Annotated in this window: 17 protein-coding genes and 1 pseudogene; 5 read left to right on the top strand and 13 right to left on the bottom strand. The window is 61.2% G+C overall.

The features are described 5' to 3' along the window. Positions 1–3 precede the first annotated feature (3 nt). The 4 genes from FQ755_RS16590 to FQ755_RS16575 form a co-directional block, all read right to left on the bottom strand. Entirely contained in the window at positions 4–3060 is a 3057-nt protein-coding gene (locus tag FQ755_RS16590; RefSeq protein ID WP_144155939.1) for an FAD-binding and (Fe-S)-binding domain-containing protein, read from the bottom strand. Positions 3061–3079: 19 nt separating this feature from the next. Then, positions 3080–3844: a 2-keto-4-pentenoate hydratase gene (locus FQ755_RS16585; protein WP_144155938.1), complete on the bottom strand. Its 765-nt coding sequence runs from the start codon at positions 3842–3844 to the stop codon at positions 3080–3082. 47 nt (positions 3845–3891) lie between these two features. After that, positions 3892–5178: an MFS transporter gene (locus FQ755_RS16580; RefSeq protein WP_144155937.1), complete on the bottom strand. Its 1287-nt coding sequence runs from the start codon at positions 5176–5178 to the stop codon at positions 3892–3894. Between the two features lie 214 nt (positions 5179–5392). Then, positions 5393–6613 carry a pyridoxal-phosphate-dependent aminotransferase family protein gene (locus tag FQ755_RS16575; protein ID WP_144155936.1) on the bottom strand — a complete coding sequence of 407 codons (1221 nt, stop codon included), beginning with the start codon at positions 6611–6613 and terminating at the stop codon, positions 5393–5395. A gap of 168 nt (positions 6614–6781) precedes the next feature. Here FQ755_RS16575 and FQ755_RS16570 point away from each other — a divergent pair, with 168 nt between their 5' ends. From FQ755_RS16570 to FQ755_RS16560, 3 genes are all read left to right on the top strand, one after another. After that, complete coding sequence (locus tag FQ755_RS16570; protein WP_144155935.1) at positions 6782–7507, top strand: GntR family transcriptional regulator; 726 nt, start codon at positions 6782–6784, stop codon at positions 7505–7507. A gap of 369 nt (positions 7508–7876) precedes the next feature. Next, entirely contained in the window at positions 7877–8836 is a 960-nt protein-coding gene (locus tag FQ755_RS16565; protein ID WP_144155934.1) for a GlxA family transcriptional regulator, read from the top strand. Positions 8837–8923: 87 nt separating this feature from the next. Next, the gene (locus tag FQ755_RS16560; protein ID WP_144155933.1) at positions 8924–9679 is read left to right on the top strand and encodes an SDR family oxidoreductase; all 756 of its coding nucleotides are present in this window, start codon (positions 8924–8926) and stop codon (positions 9677–9679) included. A 284-nt stretch (positions 9680–9963) separates the two neighbouring features. Here FQ755_RS16560 and FQ755_RS16555 read toward each other — a convergent pair whose 3' ends face one another. The 3 genes from FQ755_RS16555 to FQ755_RS37805 form a co-directional block, all read right to left on the bottom strand. Continuing rightward, positions 9964–10533: a hypothetical protein gene (locus FQ755_RS16555; protein ID WP_313957461.1), complete on the bottom strand. Its 570-nt coding sequence runs from the start codon at positions 10531–10533 to the stop codon at positions 9964–9966. Between the two features lie 23 nt (positions 10534–10556). Beyond that, positions 10557–12341, bottom strand: a complete 1785-nt coding sequence (locus FQ755_RS16550; RefSeq protein WP_144155932.1) for a ShlB/FhaC/HecB family hemolysin secretion/activation protein — start codon at positions 12339–12341, stop codon at positions 10557–10559. A gap of 84 nt (positions 12342–12425) precedes the next feature. Beyond that, the gene (locus FQ755_RS37805) at positions 12426–12548 is read right to left on the bottom strand and encodes a hypothetical protein (RefSeq protein ID WP_222105739.1); all 123 of its coding nucleotides are present in this window, start codon (positions 12546–12548) and stop codon (positions 12426–12428) included. Between the two features lie 333 nt (positions 12549–12881). Between FQ755_RS37805 and FQ755_RS37385 the strand changes: the two genes are divergently transcribed. After that, the gene (locus FQ755_RS37385; RefSeq protein ID WP_186308546.1) at positions 12882–13031 is read left to right on the top strand and encodes a hypothetical protein; all 150 of its coding nucleotides are present in this window, start codon (positions 12882–12884) and stop codon (positions 13029–13031) included. A gap of 42 nt (positions 13032–13073) precedes the next feature. On the opposite strand, the gene FQ755_RS16545 is transcribed toward FQ755_RS37385, so the two are convergent. The 4 genes from FQ755_RS16545 to FQ755_RS16530 form a co-directional block, all read right to left on the bottom strand. Next, positions 13074–13322: a hypothetical protein gene (locus FQ755_RS16545; RefSeq protein WP_144155931.1), complete on the bottom strand. Its 249-nt coding sequence runs from the start codon at positions 13320–13322 to the stop codon at positions 13074–13076. 178 nt (positions 13323–13500) lie between these two features. Continuing rightward, complete coding sequence (locus tag FQ755_RS16540) at positions 13501–13959, bottom strand: hypothetical protein (RefSeq protein ID WP_144155930.1); 459 nt, start codon at positions 13957–13959, stop codon at positions 13501–13503. Positions 13960–14024: 65 nt separating this feature from the next. Next, a complete protein-coding gene (locus FQ755_RS16535) occupies positions 14025–14543 on the bottom strand; it encodes a hypothetical protein (RefSeq protein ID WP_260858627.1) in 519 nt (172 codons plus the stop codon). A 286-nt stretch (positions 14544–14829) separates the two neighbouring features. Further along, on the bottom strand, positions 14830–15105 hold the full coding sequence (locus tag FQ755_RS16530) for a hypothetical protein (protein WP_144155929.1): 276 nt from the start codon (positions 15103–15105) through the stop codon (positions 14830–14832). Between the two features lie 316 nt (positions 15106–15421). Between FQ755_RS16530 and FQ755_RS16525 the strand changes: the two genes are divergently transcribed. Next, complete coding sequence (locus tag FQ755_RS16525) at positions 15422–15724, top strand: hypothetical protein (RefSeq protein ID WP_144155928.1); 303 nt, start codon at positions 15422–15424, stop codon at positions 15722–15724. A gap of 555 nt (positions 15725–16279) precedes the next feature. Here FQ755_RS16525 and FQ755_RS16520 read toward each other — a convergent pair. Both FQ755_RS16520 and FQ755_RS16515 read right to left on the bottom strand, forming a co-directional pair. After that, positions 16280–17197, bottom strand: coding sequence for a hypothetical protein (locus FQ755_RS16520; RefSeq protein WP_260858626.1), 918 nt, complete (start codon positions 17195–17197; stop codon positions 16280–16282). 364 nt (positions 17198–17561) lie between these two features. Further along, positions 17562–18236, bottom strand: a pseudogene (locus tag FQ755_RS16515) (filamentous hemagglutinin N-terminal domain-containing protein); the annotation flags it as partial. Positions 18237–18476 lie beyond the last annotated feature (240 nt).

Here is an 18476-nt window from a genome sequence, read left to right as displayed (position 1 = left end):
CGACTACTTCAGCGCCATCGCCAGTACGCGCGCCACATGCACCGCGTCGACGCCGGCGCCGTCGTGGATCTGATGACGGCAACTGGTGCCGTCGGCCACCATCACCGTATCGGCGCCGATCTTGCGCACCGCCGGCAGCAGCGACAACTCCGCCATCGCCTGCGAGGTTGCGTAATGTTCGGCTTCATAGCCGAAGCTGCCGGCCATACCGCAGCACGACGACTCGACCGTCGAGACTGTCAAATCCGGAATCCATTTCAGCACGGCTTGCACCGGCGTGAAGGCGTCGAAGGCTTTCTGATGGCAATGGCCGTGCACCAGGGCTTTTTCTGTCGGCAAAGGCTTGAGATCGAGCGTCAGGCGTCCGGCCTTTTGCTCGCGCACCAGAAATTCCTCGAACAGGAATGCCGACTTCGAGAGCCGCTGCGCTTCCTCACCAAAACCGTAGTGGAGAAACTCGTCGCGCAGGGACAGCAGGCACGACGGTTCGAGCCCGACAATCGGCACACCGCGTTCGACAAACGGCCGGAACGTGTCCAGCATGCGCCGCGCTTCCTGCTTCGCTTCGTCCACCAGACCGGCGGCGAGGAACGTGCGGCCGCAGCACACCGGACGCTCGCCTTGCCGCGTGTTGAAGTGCACCGCGTAACCGGCGGCTTCCAGTACCCGCTGCGCGGCGCGCGCATTCTCCGGCTCCATGTTGTTGTTGAACGTGTCGACGAACAACAGCACTTCCTTCACGGCGCCGTCGGCGCCCGGCCGCGCTTTTGCCGGCGCAGCCGCGCCGCTGTTTGCCGCGCTCGCCACGGCGCTGGCCAGGAACGGCTTGCCAAAGCGCGGCAGCGTGCGTTGCGGCGCAAATCCCACCGTGCGCCTGAACCACGTCGAGAGCACCGGCACGGAGTCGGCAAGCGCCATCAAACCAGGCACCTTGCTCGCGAACGGCGCATAGCGCGGCATGTAGGCGACCAGCCGGTCGCGCATGCTCAGGCCATGCCGTTTGACGCGCGCCGCGCGGGCTTCGATCTTGAACTTCGCCATATCGACGCCGGTCGGGCAATCGCGCTTGCAACCCTTGCACGAGACGCACAGGTCGAGCGTCTCCTTGACGTCGTCGCTCGCCAGGCCGTCCTCGCCGAGTTGCCCGGAGATGGCGAGGCGCAAGGTATTGGCGCGGCCGCGCGTGACGTGCTGTTCGTCTTTCGTCACGCGGTAACTCGGACACATCGTGCCCGCGTCGAACTTACGGCAATGGCCGTTGTTGTTGCACATCTCGACAGCCTTGGCGAGGCCGCCGGACAGATCATTGCCGGTGCCCGGCAGCGTCTCTTCGCCAGTGAGCGGATCGCGCGTGACGTTCCACGCAGACCAGTCGAGCGCGGTCTCGACGGCACGCTCCCGATAGCCCGGCGCGAAGCGGAAATTGCGCGCGTCGTCCATCTTCGGCGGACGCACGATCTTGTCCGGATTGAAGCGATTGTCGGGATCGAACAGCGCCTTGATCTCGCTGAAAGCTTCGTTCAGGCGCGGTCCGTATTGCCACGCCACCCATTCGCCGCGGCAGAGTCCATCGCCGTGCTCGCCCGAATAAGCGCCCTTGTATTCCTGCACGAGGGCCGCTGCTTCCTCCGCGATCGCGCGCATTTTCTGCGCGCCGTCACGGCGCATATCCAGAATCGGCCGCACGTGCAGCGTGCCGACGCTTGCATGCGCGTACCAGGTGCCTTCCGTGCCGTGACGGTGAAACACTTCGGTCAGCTTGCTGGTGTACTCGGCGAGATGTTCGAGCGGCACCGCGCAGTCTTCGATGAAGGACACCGGCTTGCCGTCGCCCTTCATGCTCATCATGATGTTCAGGCCGGCCTTGCGGACTTCCCACAACGCTTTCTGCTCATTGGCGTCCGGCATCTGCACGACCGAGTCCGGCAAGCCGAGGTCGGCCATCAGTTCGGTCAGCTGCTTGAGACCGGCGAGTTGCGCATCGCGGCTTTCACCGGCGAATTCCACCAGCAGGATGGCGGCCGGCTGGCCCACCAGCGCCTTTTCGATGACGGGACGAAACGCCGGATTGCTGATCGCCAGATCGATCATCGTGCGGTCGACCAGTTCCACCGCCACCGGGTTCAGCTTGACGATGTGCTGCGTCAGGTCCATCGCCTGCCAGAAGGTCGGGAAGTTGACCACGCCGAGCGTCTTGTGTGCGGGCAACGGCGCGAGCTTCAGCGTCAACTGCCGGCTGAAGGCCAGCGTGCCTTCCGAGCCGACCAGCAGATGCGCCAGGTTGGCGATGCCGTCGTCGGTATAAGCGCGCGGATTCTGGCAATCGAACACGTCGATGTTATAGCCGGCCACGCGCCTCAACACCTTCGGCACGCGCGCCACGATCTCGTCACGCTCGCGTTGCGCGATGCGCTTCACGCCTTCGACGATCTCCTGCAGACGCGCCCCTTGCGGCGCCTCGCGCAGCGAAGCGAAATGCGCCTCGCTGCCGTCGGCGAGAATCGCCTCGATGGCCTCGACGTTGTGCACCATGTTGCCGTATTCGATGGAGCGCGAGCCGCACGAGTTATTGCCGGCCATGCCGCCGATCGTGCATTGCGCCGCGGTCGATACATCCACCGGAAACCACAGGCCATGCGGCTTGAGCCAGGCGTTCAGGTGATCCAGCACCACGCCGGGTTCGACCGTGACGGTGCGCGCTTGCGCGTCGAAGGCGACGATGTTGTTCAGCCACTTGCTGGTGTCGATCACCAGCGCCTCGCCCACGGTCTGCCCGCATTGGCTCGTGCCGGCGCCACGCGCGAGCAGCGGCACTTTCTCGCTGCGCGCGACTTCGAGCGCGAGACGCAGGTCGTCCTGATCGCGCGGCACGACGACGCCAATCGGCGTGATCTGATAGATCGATGCGTCCGTGGAGTAGCGGCCGCGGCTCGCCGTATCGAACAGCACGTCGCCGCGCAAGACTTCGCGCAGGCGTCGTGCGAGCGGCGTCGTCATGCGCGCGCTGGATGGCACCAGATGAATCGGTTTGACGAGCAGGGGGGAAGCGGCATTCGTCATATCGTCGGCCCGAAAAAAGCTAGAACAGTGTCACGCTGACGGGCGCAAGCCCTTCGATGCGGCCACTCGCCGTGCCTGCGCCCGGCGGCAAATAGATGCCCGTATAGGAACCGGTGGTGATCACCATGTCCGGCGTAACGGCCACCCGGCGCTGCACCGTGGCGTGATTCACGAGCCACGCGAGCAAACGGCGCGGATCGCCGGCGGGATTCGCCGCGGCTTCGACCACCACGTTGCGCCCTTCAAAGCTGAAGCGCAGCGACGGCGCGACAAACGGAAAATCGTCGCGATACGGCACGAACTCGCCGACAATCAGCGCGCCGTTGTTTTGCAGATCGGCCAGTTGCGCGAGCTTGTCGACGTTCGGCCACGCCGCGTAGCGGCTCGCGACAATTTCAATCGTGGTCCCGAACGAACCGATACCGGCCAGCACTTCCTCTTCGCTGTACGGATCGTCGGCCGGCTCGAAACGGCGGCCGAAGCGAAACGCAATCTCCAGTTCGAGCCCGAGCGGCGTGAAGGACTCGCGCGGCAGCTTCACGCCGTCGTCGTAGATATCGGCGGCGGGCAGCGGCGCGCCCTGGATCGGTCCAGTTGCCGACTTGGCGCCGATCTTCCAGCCGCCGATCCGCGCGCCCGATGCACGCAGAATCTCGTGCTGGATTGCATAGGCGGCGTCGAAGTCGGCTGGGATCTGCTCCGGCGTCAGGCTATCGAGCGTCAGATGACGCGCTCGCGCATTGGCGAGGCGCTGGCCCATGGGGGAAATGTCGGTAGAAGTCATTGTTACGTCGTGACGGATCAGGTGTTAAAAACGGCTCGCGGCGCGGTTCAGACTTTGAAGCCTCGCGCCGGATGGGCTTCCGGTACCGCATTCGCTTCGAATTTGCTTTCCGGCTGCATGCGGAAGGCCAGCACCACGCCGACACCCATCAGCAGCATGCTGCCGAGGAACGGCAATTCCCAGCTACCGAAGCGATCGATCAAAAAGCCGCCCACCACCGGCGAGATAATCGCGGCCAGCGCCGAACCGGTGTTCATCATGCCGCTGGCGGTGCCCGAATATTCCGGCGCGATGTCCATGGGAATCGCCCACATCGGACCGATCGTCATTTCAGCGAAGAAGAAGCCCGCCGAGAGGCACGCCATCGAAATATAGAGGTTGTGCGCGAACATCAGCGGCACCAGCACGGCGAGCGTCAACAGCATGCAGATGGACACCATCCAGCTACGCGCACGCTTCAGGCTGCCGGTACGGGTAAAGATCTTGTCCGTGACGATGCCGCCGAGCGTATCGCCAAGCACGCCTGCGAAAAATACCGTCGAAGCGAAGATGGCCGATTTCTGCAGATCGAGGTGGTAGCTATGCAGGAAGTATTGCGGAATCCAGCTCAGGAACAGCCACAGCGTCCAGCCGTAGCAGAAGTAGACGATCGTGACCGGCGCCATGCGGCGGAACAGCGCCTTCCAGGGGACATTGGCCGCTCGCGGCTTGGGCTGCGGCAGGAATTCGAGTTCTTCGGGCGTGATGCGCCGATGGTCTTTCGGATGCTCGGTGAACGTGATCGCCCAGACGATCACCCAGACAAGACTAAAGATGCCGCAGATGTAGAACGATTCGCGCCAGCCCCAATGCGCCATCACGAGAACGATTGCGCCCGGCGCCACCGCATTGCCGATCCGCGAGGCCGCGTGGGTGATGCCTTGCGCGAAACCGCGCTTTTCCTTGGCGACCCAGCGCGCCATGGCGGCAGTCGCGGCGGGAAACGTCGCGCCTTCACCGAAGCCGAGCAGGAGCCGCGCGGCCAGCAGCGAAGTGAGGCCGCCCGCAAGGCCGGTCAGGATCGTGGCCAGCGCCCACACCGCGCCGCAGCAGATCAAGGTGCGGCGCGCGCCGAAGCGGTCGCTAACCCAGCCGCCGATGATCTGAAACACCAGATACGGATACGCGAAGGCCGAAAACACCAGGCCGATCTGCGTGTGCGAAAGCTCGAACTCCTTGCCGAAGCCGGCTGCTGCGGTACTGACGTTGACGCGGTCAAGGTAGGTAATGAAGTACATGATGCAAAGCATCAACAAAACGATACTGCTCGCACTTGTCACACGAAACCGCTTCATCGTCCGTCTCCGTTGCTGGTATCGACCGCGTGCCTGGAACGGCGCGCTGCATCGTTGATCCCTTGGCGTGCGCTGCCTTATGAGCGCGGTCTAATGGTCTATCGACCGCGGCCCTTAGATACTTGAATGGCTTTTACGATTTTTATTGCCTTTACTGCCTTTATTGCCGGGAGAAGACCCCCCGTCTTCCCCCTTCACACCTTACAGCCGTGGCTCAGGCCGCGGCCTTCAATGCGGCGCCTTGCGCCTGGCTGGTGAGCCATTCCATCGCCGCCGGCAAGCCGCTTGCCGCAATCGGCACACCGGCGAGCTTCAGACCCATTTCGCAACCGGCCAGCGTGGCCAGCAGCGTGAGATCGTTGCAGTCGCCCAGATGACCGATGCGGAACATGCGGCCTTTCATCTTGCCAAGGCCCGTACCGAGCGACATGTCGAAACGTTCGTAGATGGTCTTGCGCACGGCGTCGGCGTCGATTCCTTCCGGCATCATCACGCCCGTCAGCACCGGGCTATACACCGACGGATCGGCGCACTGGATCTCCAGACCCCACGCCCGCACGGCGCGGCGGCTCGCTTCGGCGAGACGCTCGTGGCGCGCAAAGACGTTGTCGAGCCCTTCGTCCAGAATCATGTCGAGTGCTTCGGACAAACCGTACAGCAAGTTTGTGTTCGGCGTGTACGGCCAGTAGCCGGACTTGTTCATCTCGTTGATTTCGGTCCAGTCCCAGAAGCTGCGCGGCAGCCTGGCCTGCTTGCTCGCGGCGACGGCTTTCGGCGAGACCGCGTTAAAGCTGATGCCCGGCGGCAGCATCAAGCCCTTTTGCGAGCCGGACACGGTGACGTCCACGCCCCAATCGTCATGGCGATAATCCGCGCAGGCGAGACCCGAGATGGTGTCGACCAGCAGCAAGGCGGGGTGACCGGCGGCGTCGATCGCGCGGCGCACGGCGGCGATGTCCGAAGTGACGCCCGTCGAGGTTTCGTTGTGGACCACGCAGACGGCCTTGATGGCGTGCTGTGTGTCTTCACGCAGACGCGCTTCGATCATCTGCGGCTGCACGCCACGGCGCCAGCCTTCGATGCCGGGCAGACCGAGAAACTCCGGCTTGAGCCCAAGGCTTTCCGCCATCTTCTTCCACAGCGTCGCGAAATGGCCCGTTTCGAACATCAGGACATGATCGCCAGGGCTCAGGGTGTTCGACAGCGCCGCTTCCCACGCGCCCGTACCCGATGCCGGATAGATAATGACCGGCTGTTGAGTCTTGAAAATCTTCTTGATACCTTCGAGCACTTTCAGGCCGAGTGCGCCGAATTCCGGACCGCGATGGTCGATGGTGGGGTAGCTCATCGCCCGGAGAATACGGTCCGGCACGGGGCTCGGCCCCGGAATCTGCAGGAAGTGGCGGCCAGCAGGATGAAAGTCGAGTTTCAGCATGGGTCTTCTCCGATTGAATTTTGCATGCAAAAAACTATATCAGCAGTTCGGTGACGAACCCAAGGCAAAACTGTCGCATCCGGACCGGTGTTTACCCGCTATCTTAGCTAATGCCTTTCTGCATCGGGTTCCGATAAAATCGGTTCAAATGGGTATGAGGATTTTTGTATGCAAAATTCAGATTTCGAAGCGGACGCCCCGAGCTCCCCGCTCATGCCGAAGGTTGAGCGGCAACGGCTGCACGACACCGTAGTCGAACACATTCGGCGCTTCATTGTCGAGGGCGTGCTGGAACCGGGCAAGAAACTCAACGAGCGCGAGTTGTGCGAGACGCTCGGCATCTCGCGCACACCGTTGCGCGAAGCATTGAAGGTGCTCGCGGCGGAAGGGTTGATCGAGATCTGGCCGAATCGCGGCGCATCGGTATCGAAGATGTCGGAAGCAGAGTTGCGCGAGACTTTCGAACTGATGAGCGGACTCGAAGCGTTTTCGGGCGAGCTGGCGGCCGAACGGATCACGGCGGTGGAACTCGCCGACATCAAGGCGCTGCACTACGCGATGCTGGCATGCCGCGCGCAAAACGATCTGGCGGGGTACTACAGCCGCAATCAGGCGATCCACGACAAGATCAACGAAGCGGCGCGCAACTCGGCGTTGCGGCAAACGTATATCTCGGTAAACCGGCGCTTGCAGGCGCTGCGCTTTCGCTCCAACTTCCAGATCCCGAAGTGGGACCGCGCAATCCACGATCACGGCGAGATGCTGGAGGCGCTGGAAGCGCGCGATGGCAAGCGCCTGAGTGCGATCCTGCGGCAGCATCTGCTGGATAAGCGCGACGCGGTATTGCAGGTGCAATCGCGCGAGGATGTGGCGGGGGGGACGTTGACGGCGTGAGGTTGCTCCATCCTCCGTCGTCGCCTTCAAACTTGTTTTGCTGTCGCTCGTCGCCATGATCGGCTGCGCTCCTCGCGCAGCGTCGGCGCGGCGTGGACGCGCCGCTGACGCAAAACGCGAAGCGTCGCGCTTAAGGTGAGACTATTCGGGACGTCGGAAGCGTGAGCGCCGGACTCATCCGCATCGTCACCTTTGCAGCAAAACCGATTCCCTGGAAATCCTCACCTTTTCGTTTTTCCCACGTCGAGAAAATTCGACGCCCAAGGCGCGGGGCGGTGGTTTGCTATGCTGTCCGCTGACCGGCCTGCCCTATGGCCGCGCACGTCGCCCCTGGATGCGAGCAGGGCGTGTATTCAACGAGGTCATTCGATGCCAACCGTCGCCGTTGCGATCTTTCCTGGAGTTCAGGCGCTCGACGTCGCGGGACCTGTGGATGTCTTCTCGGAAGCCAACCGGTTTCTGCCCCGCGACGCGCATTACGAAGTGACCTTGCTGAGCGCAAAGCCCGGCGCATTGCGCGCCTCCAACGGCATGGCGCTCGTCGCCGACGAAACCTTCGAAGGACCTTCACGCCATTTCGATCTCGCGCTGGTAGCCGGCGGCCCCGCCCTGCCGGAAAGCGAGCCGGAGCCGCAACTGATCCACTGGCTCAACGGCGTCGCCGCGCATTGCAAACGCTACGGCTCGATCTGCACCGGCGCGTTCGCACTGGGCCATGCGGGTCTGCTCGACGAGCGCAGCGTCACGACCCATTGGCAACATGCCGAGCAACTGGCCACGCAGTTTCCGCGCGCACGAGTGGACTTCGACCGCATCTATCTGCGCGATGAGCGCCTCGTCACGTCAGCCGGCGTGACGGCGGGAATCGATCTGTCGCTCGCGCTCGTCGCCGAAGATCACGGGCCGCGCACCGCGCTTGCGGTCGCCAAGCGCCTCGTGGTCTTTGCGCAGCGCCAGGGCGGCCAGTCGCAGTTCAGCCCTTATCTGACCGCGCCCGCGGACGAAACCTCGGCGGTCGCCAAAGTGCAGGCGCATGTGATGCAACACATCGGCGAGCGCTTCACGGTGAAGCAACTCGCTGACGTGGCGACCATGAGCGCGCGCAATTTTGCTCGCGTCTTCGTGGAGGAAACCGGCGTCACGCCGCATGAGTTTGTCGAACGTGCTCGTGTGGACGCCGCCCGCAAACTGCTCGAAAGCAGCCCCGCCGCGCTCAAGGCGATTGCCTATGACTGCGGATTCGGCACCGCCGACCGCATGCGCATCGTGTTCGCGCGGCGCATCGGCGTGACGCCGGTGCAGTATCGCGAGCGCTTCCGCTCGACCTGAGGGGCGCGCCGCTGCAGACCCGCGCTGCAGACCTGGTGTGCATCGTGAGAAAATGCGCGCTCTTATCGGCCTTCCCCGTTGATCCTCATGACCTCACCTATCACTCGCGCCATCGTCACCGGCCATACGCGTGGTCTTGGCGCCGCGCTCGCAGAACAACTGCTGGCGCGCGGCATAGCTGTTCTGGCGCTCTCGCGTTCGCGCAACACGGCGCTCGCGCAGCGTTATCCGAAGACCCTCGCGGAAATCGAACTCGACCTCGCCGATCCGGCGCGCGTCGCGCAATGGATCGCGGGTGACGCGCTGCGACGCTTCGTCGATGGCGCCGATAGCGTGCTGCTGTTCAACAACGCAGGCATGGTGCAGCCGATCGGGCCGCTCGACACGCAGGACGCCGCCGCCATCGCCGGCGCGGTGGGACTGAATGTGGCGACGCCGCTGATGCTGGCAAGCGCCGTCGCGACGACGAGCGTCGGCGCAACCGACCGGCGCATCGTGCACATTTCAAGCGGCGCGGGTCGCAATGCTTATCCCGGCTGGAGCATCTATTGCGCGACCAAGGCCGCGCTCGATCATCACGCGCGCGCGGTGATTCTCGACGCAAACCGCGCGCTGCGTATCTGCAGCGTGGCGCCGGGCGTGGTGGATACCAACATGCAGGCGGAGATTCGCGGCAGCGGCATCGAACAATTCCCGTTGCGCGAGAAATTCGAAGATCTCAAACGCAACGGACAACTGGTCTCGCCCGAACAATGCGCCACACAGTTGATCGATTTTGCGCTGAGTGATGGGTTTGGAGAGACACCTGTTGCCGACATCCGTGAGTTGGCGGCGCACGACTGACTCACCTGAGCGCTGCGGCGCCCAGGTCCCGAATATCCTCACCTTTCGTGAAATTGCACGCGGCCCGGCGCGTCAGTCGTGATGTGCGTGCAAGCGGCGAATGCACGCGGGGCGTGGGTTTTGAGCCGGCGTGTCCGCGCGTTGGCGTGGGAATAACGGTTGACCATACGCACTCCCGAAAAGACTCACCTTTGGAAAAACAATGGGGAGAGGCCCGGCTTGAACGCGTGGCGCCGGTGAATCACCGGCACCACGGTGTGCGGTTAAGTGAGCGTGAATGCTGCTTAATGCGCGGTGTTTTGTTGCGATGGCCTGGCCGGCCGCCCCGTCTTGACCGTCTCGACAGCGGCGATCGCGCCAAGCAACTGATCAAGCGACACCGCTTCGAGTAACAACAGGCCGGCGCGCAACAATTCGCTTTTCTTCACGGCTACGCCCGCGCTCAGGCACTTCTGTTTCAACTCCCCGAGCTTTTCGTAATCGGCCTTCGGCATGGTGAAGCTGTCGCGAACCACCTTCTCCTTTTTCACGCGCTTTAGCCTGGTTTCGACTGGCGCGTTGACGGAAGCGATTTCGACTGGCTTGCTACGCGCTGCGCGCGTCGTGTTCTGCGTGGCGGGCTTGACTGTCACGGCCTTTTTCTTCGATGCAGTAACCGGCGCGGCTGCCGGCTCTGCTATGGGCCTGGCACTGCCGTTGGCGGAGGCGGTTGATGGAGCAGCTTTCTTTGCCGGTTTCTTCGTGCTGGGTGCGGGCATGGCGATCGTCTCCGTGTGGGGAATCCGGAAAACAGTATATATCGTTTGTTTTGTTTTATTTGCGGCTGGGAAGGGCGCGCGGCTTGCGCCGCTCACGCCACCCACATCCATGCGGCACGCTAGAACTGCGCGGTGGCCTGCACGCCCGCCGTCACGCGTGAAGTTGGGAAACCGCCGGGCTTGTAGATGGGGGTTCCCGCAAAGAGGTCATACGAGAATCCCGCGTATTTCACCGGCAGACCGCCGCGGATGCCGATCACCGCACCCGCCAGTTGTGTCCCTGCCAGAAACGCCGTGTTCGGCCCGAACACGCGGCCGTAGTCGATCCCCGCATACAGGGCTTGTCCCGTCTGGCCGACGGGCCATTGCAACTCGTTGCGCCAGTAGAAGCCTTTCTCTGCCGCCAGCATGGTTTCGCCGTCGAAGCCGCGCACCGTGTAACGGCTGCCGATGGTCAGGTCGTCCAGATAGAACAGCGCGTCGTTGGTGAACTGCGCGTGAATAGTCGCCACGTAGCGCAGGCTCTGTTGCGCGACCGCGAACGGCACCGACAGGTTCGCATCCAGCACCGCCATGTGGTAACGGTAAGTGGGACCGTCGGGGTACGGATCAGGCGTCGCGCCCAGGCCGCCAATCCCCTGGCGGTATGCAAGCGTGCCGTCGAACTGCGACGCGCCGAAGTAGTGACGATCGGTCAGGCCCGCTTCGATGAACGTGTTGTTGCGCTTCTGTTGCGCGATGTCGGTGTCGTCAATGAAGCTGTCGCCGAAGCGCTTCGAGAGCTGGAACTCCGCGCCCAGTACGTCGCTCTGGCTGCGTCTCAGGACACGTGCGAGCTTGAGCGCGGCGGTCTGCGAATTGCCGCTGGACACGAACGTCTGGTTCACGCCCGCTATGGCCTGGTAGTAGGTGTTCGTGTTGCCGGACAGCGTGGCCGTCCAGTAACCCCATGGCACGGAGTACGAACCATTGAAGCCGTGCGAGCCGAGCGACTTGTTGCCGAACGACAGGTCCTGATTCGCGCCGACCGTGAAAATGTCGTTGAGTCCCAGCGGATTGTCGATGCCGAGGCTCAGGTTGCCCTGCCACTTGCCGGTCGCATCCGTACCCGAGTTGTCGACGGACGCGACGAAGCTCCACGGCTTCGCGCGCTTGACGGTCACGACGACATCGCTTTCGCCGGGTGTATCGGTCGGCTCGATCTTCATGTCCACGTCTTGCGACGCCACACGCTTCATCTGCTCCAGCCCTTGCTCGAGGTCGCGCAGGTCCAGCAGGTCGCCATCACGAGCCGGGAATGCAGATTTAAGGGTGCCTCGTGTCTCAGCGTCCGCAAAACGGAGCTGGTGGACGACGCCAGGAATGAGAGCGAACGCGAGCGCGCCTTTCGACAGGTCTTGTTGCGGGACGAGCACGCATGTCGTCACGTAGCCGCGGCTCAGGATGGCTTGCTGCAACCCCTTCGTTAGTGTGTCGATGCCGGACTTGCCGATGCATTGGCCTTTGTAGTGGTCTAGCCATTCGCGCGCGAAGGCGAATGGGTCCAGTGCCAGGGCCGAGGCTCCTTTGTTGCGCACGGCGGCGGGTAGTGTCGTCGGGACATCGAGCGCGAATGTGGCGATGCGGAAGCATGGTGTTTCGACCGGCAGCAATGGATAGCCGTCAAACTCCGGCAGCGTCGAGCGCACGGGTGGTGACTGCACGGTTGCGTCGCGCTGCTGTGCGTCGCGCTGTTGTTGAAGCATCTGGTTCTGCAGCGCGTTGGCTCGTGCCGCATTGGCCGCACCTGCGGCAGAGTCCTCCGCGGCATAAGCGGGCGTGCTGACTCCGGAACAGGACAGCGCGCAGATCACGCTCGAGACGACACATAGCCGTTTCCATCCGCTGGCCAAAACCTGATTCATGACCGGCCTGGTCGTGGTCGTTTTTATAGTTTGGTACTTCATGCTCAATGCTTCAGTGGAGTTGGGACAGGAGTTGGTCGGCAATCAGCCTGTTGGCGAGTCGGAAATGTGGTCGCCGTCGCTGTAGAGGAACTTGCCGTCGCGGCTGATCGAACAAATGCCTTTTTGCATATCGCACGGCGTGGGGACAGGATCGAAGATCAGCACGTGCGAATGCAGTTCTTCACGACAGATTTTTCCCCGACGCAGGTTTTAGTCAGAAGGCGCGAGTCTGCCAGAGGACGCATTCCGTCCATCTCAATTACATCGCATCACGAAGCAGTTTCATCGGGACAGGGCTGCTTGTTGTGCTCCACTGATTCACGACAACTGCGCAAATCTTCGGTATGCGGCAACGGCGCTTTGTCGGCCGCGTGCGCTTTGCTCCGCCAAGGTTCTACGCGCGGACTTGCGTTGCAAGACGACACGGCGGCTTTCCGTGGATGCTGATCACCAATGCCACGCTCGGAACGCGTGGGCTTCCTGCCCGGAGAGCAAGTCATGTTCAGCATCGATCACCGGCTCGGTCACGCCACCATTACCCCGGACTATGACTACCGGGTCGCCAGCAGGTGGCAGGTGGCAGGTGGCAGGTACATGACCGGGCAAGAAGCCGAAGACACGCGGCAACGACGCAACCGACGCAAATGACCAACCCACAAACAACAAACCCGGCCACAGCCGGGTTTGTTGTTACAGATCTTCGCTGCTCGTAGATTCCTCCGCTTCACGCTCCTCATACTTCGGCGCACGAAGCTCCTTGGCAAATTGATAGGTAATTGCGCCGAAGAATGTCACATATGCTGGCAAGCCCACAAGCACTGGACGCCAACCAGCACCTTTCAACGACACAAGAAGGATAAAGAATGGCAATGCACAAGCAGCAACATAGGCTATAGCCGCTCGGCGATATATGTTGCGCCGCTGTTCTACCTGCGTCATTTGCCATCCTTCTTATCACCTGTTTTGGCAATTGCGTTCTGCGTCGGTCCGGATAGGATTTGATTGATCTGGTTTAAGAAGTTGCCTACTGAGCCAGGCATCATCGTCGTCATTACCGCCCCAAGCACAGCGGAACCTGCTCCTATACCACCAGATAAATCCGCATTCCCGGAATTCGTTATAGCTGTTGCCCCGAACGCTCCTGCCGCGCCTCCCGCAGCGTTGTACCCCCAACAGCAATCTTGCTATCCATACCTGTGCCTAGAGCATCGAGTGGCAACAGAAGAGGGGTCATCGCCCCTGTTATCCCACCAACCGTGAACGACTTCGTAAAGTCCGGCGTATCGGATGATAGTCCCATCGCATGACTGATCGCATCGCCCACAAAGTCGTATGTTGTACCCAGCCCCCAAGCCGTAGCAACCGCTGGAGCAACAGCACCGAGTGCGACCAAGCCAACGCCCGCGTCTGCCGCCACACCGATCTGTGGATGCGCGTCGTGGCCTGGCAATGCATTCTGTTCCGGTGTCAGCGAACCGTCCTTGTTGCCATACAGGAACTGACTGTTGTACTCCGCTGGCGTCGCCGTGAACTGTTTGGCGTTATCTTTCGCCCATTGCCGCTTATCTGGATGCAACTGTCTGTTGAAGCGGTCGACCGGGACCGGAGCGATGCGATAGCAATCGCTCCAGCCGCGACACGTTATCCTCGATGCATATCGAGCTCGACCTTCTTCAATACCCCGGTTTTATCGTCAAAATAAAAATTTGCGACTTTCTTCGCACCTGTCGGAACTGCAGCAAATGCCACCATGACGTAAGCATTCGATGCGTATGAATATGTCCAAACCTCCAAGGACCCGGCCGTTATCTTTTTGTCGGGCGGCCCCAGCTGGCTTACAACGTCATCTCTAGTTGCAATGTCAGGCTTGAACTGACTAGCCAGCGACTCCTGACTCGCGTTCTCAAGCTTTAGATTGCCACTTCTTTCGCCTGAATTGAAGGCGCAAGCAGAAAGTGCAGCGATTAAGAGAATGAATGCCAAGTTTTTGAACATGAACAGCTTCCTCGTTTTCCATTGGGGTGAAACATTCTGTTGTGACATCTGGTTTTGACGGTCGGTTTCGCGGGGCCATCCATACATCTGTTTGGACCAATCCACGCTCACTCCCATCGAAATAGCGCCGGTGTTGGCAAGGTGCATGTCGATGCTGGATAGCATTGGCTTGAGCACCTTTCGCTAGCGCGGCAACGCCGGTGTGGATGCGAAATATGCCCGAAGCAATACGCCGGACTAAGCCTGTACATCGATTCACGCACCGAGCCATCAAGGCGTACCTGACGTAAAATAAAGTATCTTGGCGATCGCATTATTGGTCGTCGGGATGCGCTGCGTTGTCGAGGCTTGCGGGGCGAAACCAAAGGGAATTACTACGGTCTCCGCCATTAGCGCCGCAGGATCGAATACAGGTGGAGTACCAGCTGTGCTACGCCGAATTTCGTTCGGTTCATTTCGGTTCATTCTGCTTATCGTCTTCGGTTTTGTAGCTCTCGCGCGCCTTCTTGTAGCTGTTGTCGAAGGGCTTAAGACCAAGCGCTTTTGCACGACCTGCATACCCTCCTATTCCCGCGACGGGAAGGCCGAGAACAAACATCGCAATTGCAACCGGCCGGGGAAGCCATTCCACGGGTTGGCCGAAATAAATCATTGCCACGCCGAACGCGATGAGAGCTACCTGTGCCCAACCCGCTAAGTTTCCATCAACAATCACTCTGAGTTTCATTTGCTTGTGCTAAGCCTAGGTTTTCTCCTGACGCGACAGGAACTTGCAAACCGGTTTTCCATGATGCGCGTTTCCATCCGCAATTTTTTGCCCCGACACGGGTTCTGTCCAGAAGGCGCGAGTTTGCCAGAGGACGCATTGCGCCCATCTCAATTACATCACGTCACGAAGCAACTTCGTCGCCGGAGTGCCCGCACCACAGCGCAGAGGACCGCGGCAAATTAAGAAAGAGAAGGATCACTAAAGAAGCGCGGGCGATGAGTTCGCTAACACTCACCGCCCGCTGACCACTACCAGTTCACCTGGAGAACTGACCATGGCTAATACCAATCTTAAACCACGTCGCACACGCGACGAACACGTCACGCGCATTTCCGTTGCACTCGAAGCAGACTGCCCGCACGAACACGGCGGAAGCACGGCCTTTCCGTGGATGCTGATCACCGATGCCATGCTCGAACACGCTGGCTTCCTGCCGGGGAACCAGGTCCGGTTCAGTATCGACTACCGGTACCGGCACATCACCATCACACCCGACTATGACTACCTGATCGCCGGCAGGTACATGACTGCGCCTGAGACCGAGGCCATGCTGCAACGACGCGGCAAACGAAACTGAACAACCCACAAACAGCAAACTCGGCCAGCGCCGGGTTTGTTGCTTTAACGGAAGAAGATGTTTTTGAGTATCACGTACACAATAAAACCCATCATCGCTGTGAAGACGCACCAGCTGATGATCTTTTGCGCCCGTGTCTTAGGTGCTGATCCAGGAATGCCAACCATAGTTACCACCCCATTCCAGTCTTAACTTGATCGCGGCTATATCCACCGCCAACGCCGCCAATGTTGGTGTTTTTCCCAGCACTAACTCCACCGCCAATCCCGAGGATTGTCGCTGTTCCATTGCCTGGCGAATACATAACCCCTCCACCAAACAAGCCATAAGCACCCGTGGCACCACCTGCGTATCTGCCAGCGAAGTTGTTCGTCTGACCGGGGGCAACGCTTGATTGATTAAGCCACCCAGCGATAATACTAGCGGACGCTTGAACAGGATTGGGAAGTGCCATGTTCACCCCTGTCCCGAAAAACGCATTTCCATCCCGCGTAAACGTCCCCCACGCACTGCCAACAAAGTAATCAACCTGGAAGTTCACAAAGTCCGGTGCTCTCACCAACCCAGGATTGGAACCTGTGGTCGTGCGCTGCCCTGTACACCGTTCGCGATATATGTCTGTAAATCAGGATCGCCCGGCCCCAGGCTCTGGGCCCAGACCTGCTGCCCCGCCTTGTTCACACCATAAGACTGCCAGTCCGTCCCATCCTGCGGTTGTGCGCCGGTGGTTACCCGAACACCGCCCGACTCGGTCTGGCCATCCACCGTCAGGTCCATCCGCGCCATCTGGTTTTCGATATCCTGCTCGGTGTACTTCCCGCCGCTCTCATCAGCCAGCTTCTTCGCCAACGTCTGCTCCTGGGCCTTGCTGTCCTCATGCAATTGTCGGTTGAACCGGTCTGTGTTGTAGCCTTCGAACGCACCCGCATTGCCACCGACAGCCGCGCCCGCGCCGGTAGCAATCGCGTTTGCCACTATGTTGCCGAGCGTGGTGTCGATGTCGGCGTTACCGGTCGGGTTCGATCCTGCAATTGCGCCACTAAGTTCGTTCAGCCTGCCTGCAGCAATCGACGCGATACCCGCTCCGGCCGCACTGCCAAGCGCGTTTCCACATGCCAATCCAGTCACGAGTGCCGCGCCTGCGGCCTGCATTCCCGCGCGGTACGCACCGCCCTCCGCCCACGCCGGATCGCCCGTTGCCTTCGCCTGTGCATCGGCGTAGTCCCCAATGCGCCGCGACACCGCTTCAGCCGCCGCGCTTGCCGCCGCCATCATGTCCGCCTGCCGGTCAAGCAGATTGTTCACGTCCGGCAGTTTGGCGACCGTGCCGTTCGTGTTCGACGTGTCACGGTTCAGGCTCGCGATGTCCTGCGTCTGGCTGGCTGCATCGATGACGCTGATCGTGCCCGCGCTGATGCCGCTACGCGTGGCCGCACTGTCGCTGTCGCTGCCGCTGTCGTTCTGGCTCAACATCGGTGCGCCGCCGCCTGCATTTGTACCCGAGGTATTGCCATGCGTGCTGTAATTCGCACAACCGTCACCGCATCGATCACCGGAGCCTTGATCGCGAGCGTAGCCACGGCTCTGGATGGCCTGCTGCAGCCCCTTCGTCAGTGTGTCAATGCCGGACTTGCCGATGCATTGGCCCCTGTAGTGATCGAGCCATTCGCGCGCAAAGGCGAACGGGTCCAGTGATAAGGGCCGACGCGCCCTTTCTGCGCACGGCAGTCGGCAGCGTAGGACATCGAGCGCGAATTTGCCGATGCGAAAGCATGGTGTCTCGACCGGCAGGAGCGGGTAGCCCTCGAATGTCGGAAGGGTCGAACGCACGGCAGGTGCCTGCACGGTTGATGTTGCCGCCCGTCACGTTAAAGCCCGCGAGCGAGCCGTCCGGCGCGAAATTCGGCGTGCCGGTGGTGAGGATGGCCCGCGACGTGTTGATGAAGCCGCCACCGTTCACGGAAATCCCGCTTCCGTTCGCAATGACCACCTCGGCGCGCTGGCCCGCAACTTCAAGATGCCCGTTGATCTGGCTTGCCGCGCTGCTATTGACCTGGTTGACGATGACGCGCGCCGACTGGCCGGGGCCGAAGTTCGGATTGCCGTTGATCATGCCCGCCTGCTGCGTCTGCACGATCACCGGCGAGTTGTTCAGGATCGCACCTTTCGGCTGCACGTCGAACCGACCATAGGTGTTCATCGAGACACCGGCGCCGGACGGCCGGTTGATGTTGACCTGCGGCAACCCGTTCTGTGTCTGGATGACGGATGGAGCGTGCGCGCCACCCGGGACGATCTGCGCGCCGGACCATGAAGGCAACGCACCGAGCAGCGCGAGTGCGGCGAAGGCAATCTGTCGCAGGGAAAACAGTGCTGTGCGGCGTCCCGTTTTACCCGTCCTGCAAGCCGTGACTTGTCCAGCTTCCTTTCCTGCTGCCGTAGCGGTTTCCTCGACGGCAACCAGCATTCCTCTCAGTCGGCTGAATACCAGCCGGTAGCTCTTATGGTTCATCTAGCCCGTTGGTTCTACTAATTTATAACGACGCGTAAACTAGCGTCAGACGCGGACGGTGGGGGAAAACCTGCGGCCGTTCTTGAGGTGAAAACAACGGATCCGAAAAATCGGACTACTCCTATAGACCGATTCCCCGAACCAACTTGTCCACAAAAATCGTTCATAAGGGTGTGCATAACTTGCGGGCAAGCAAGGCAAGTGCTTGATGACGTTGAAGTTATGACGCAGGAGTCAGGC

It is taken from the genome of Paraburkholderia sp. BCC1885 (assembly GCF_900996235.1).
GTDB lineage: Bacteria > Pseudomonadota > Gammaproteobacteria > Burkholderiales > Burkholderiaceae > Paraburkholderia.
This window is presented reverse-complemented; position numbering and strand designations above follow the sequence as displayed.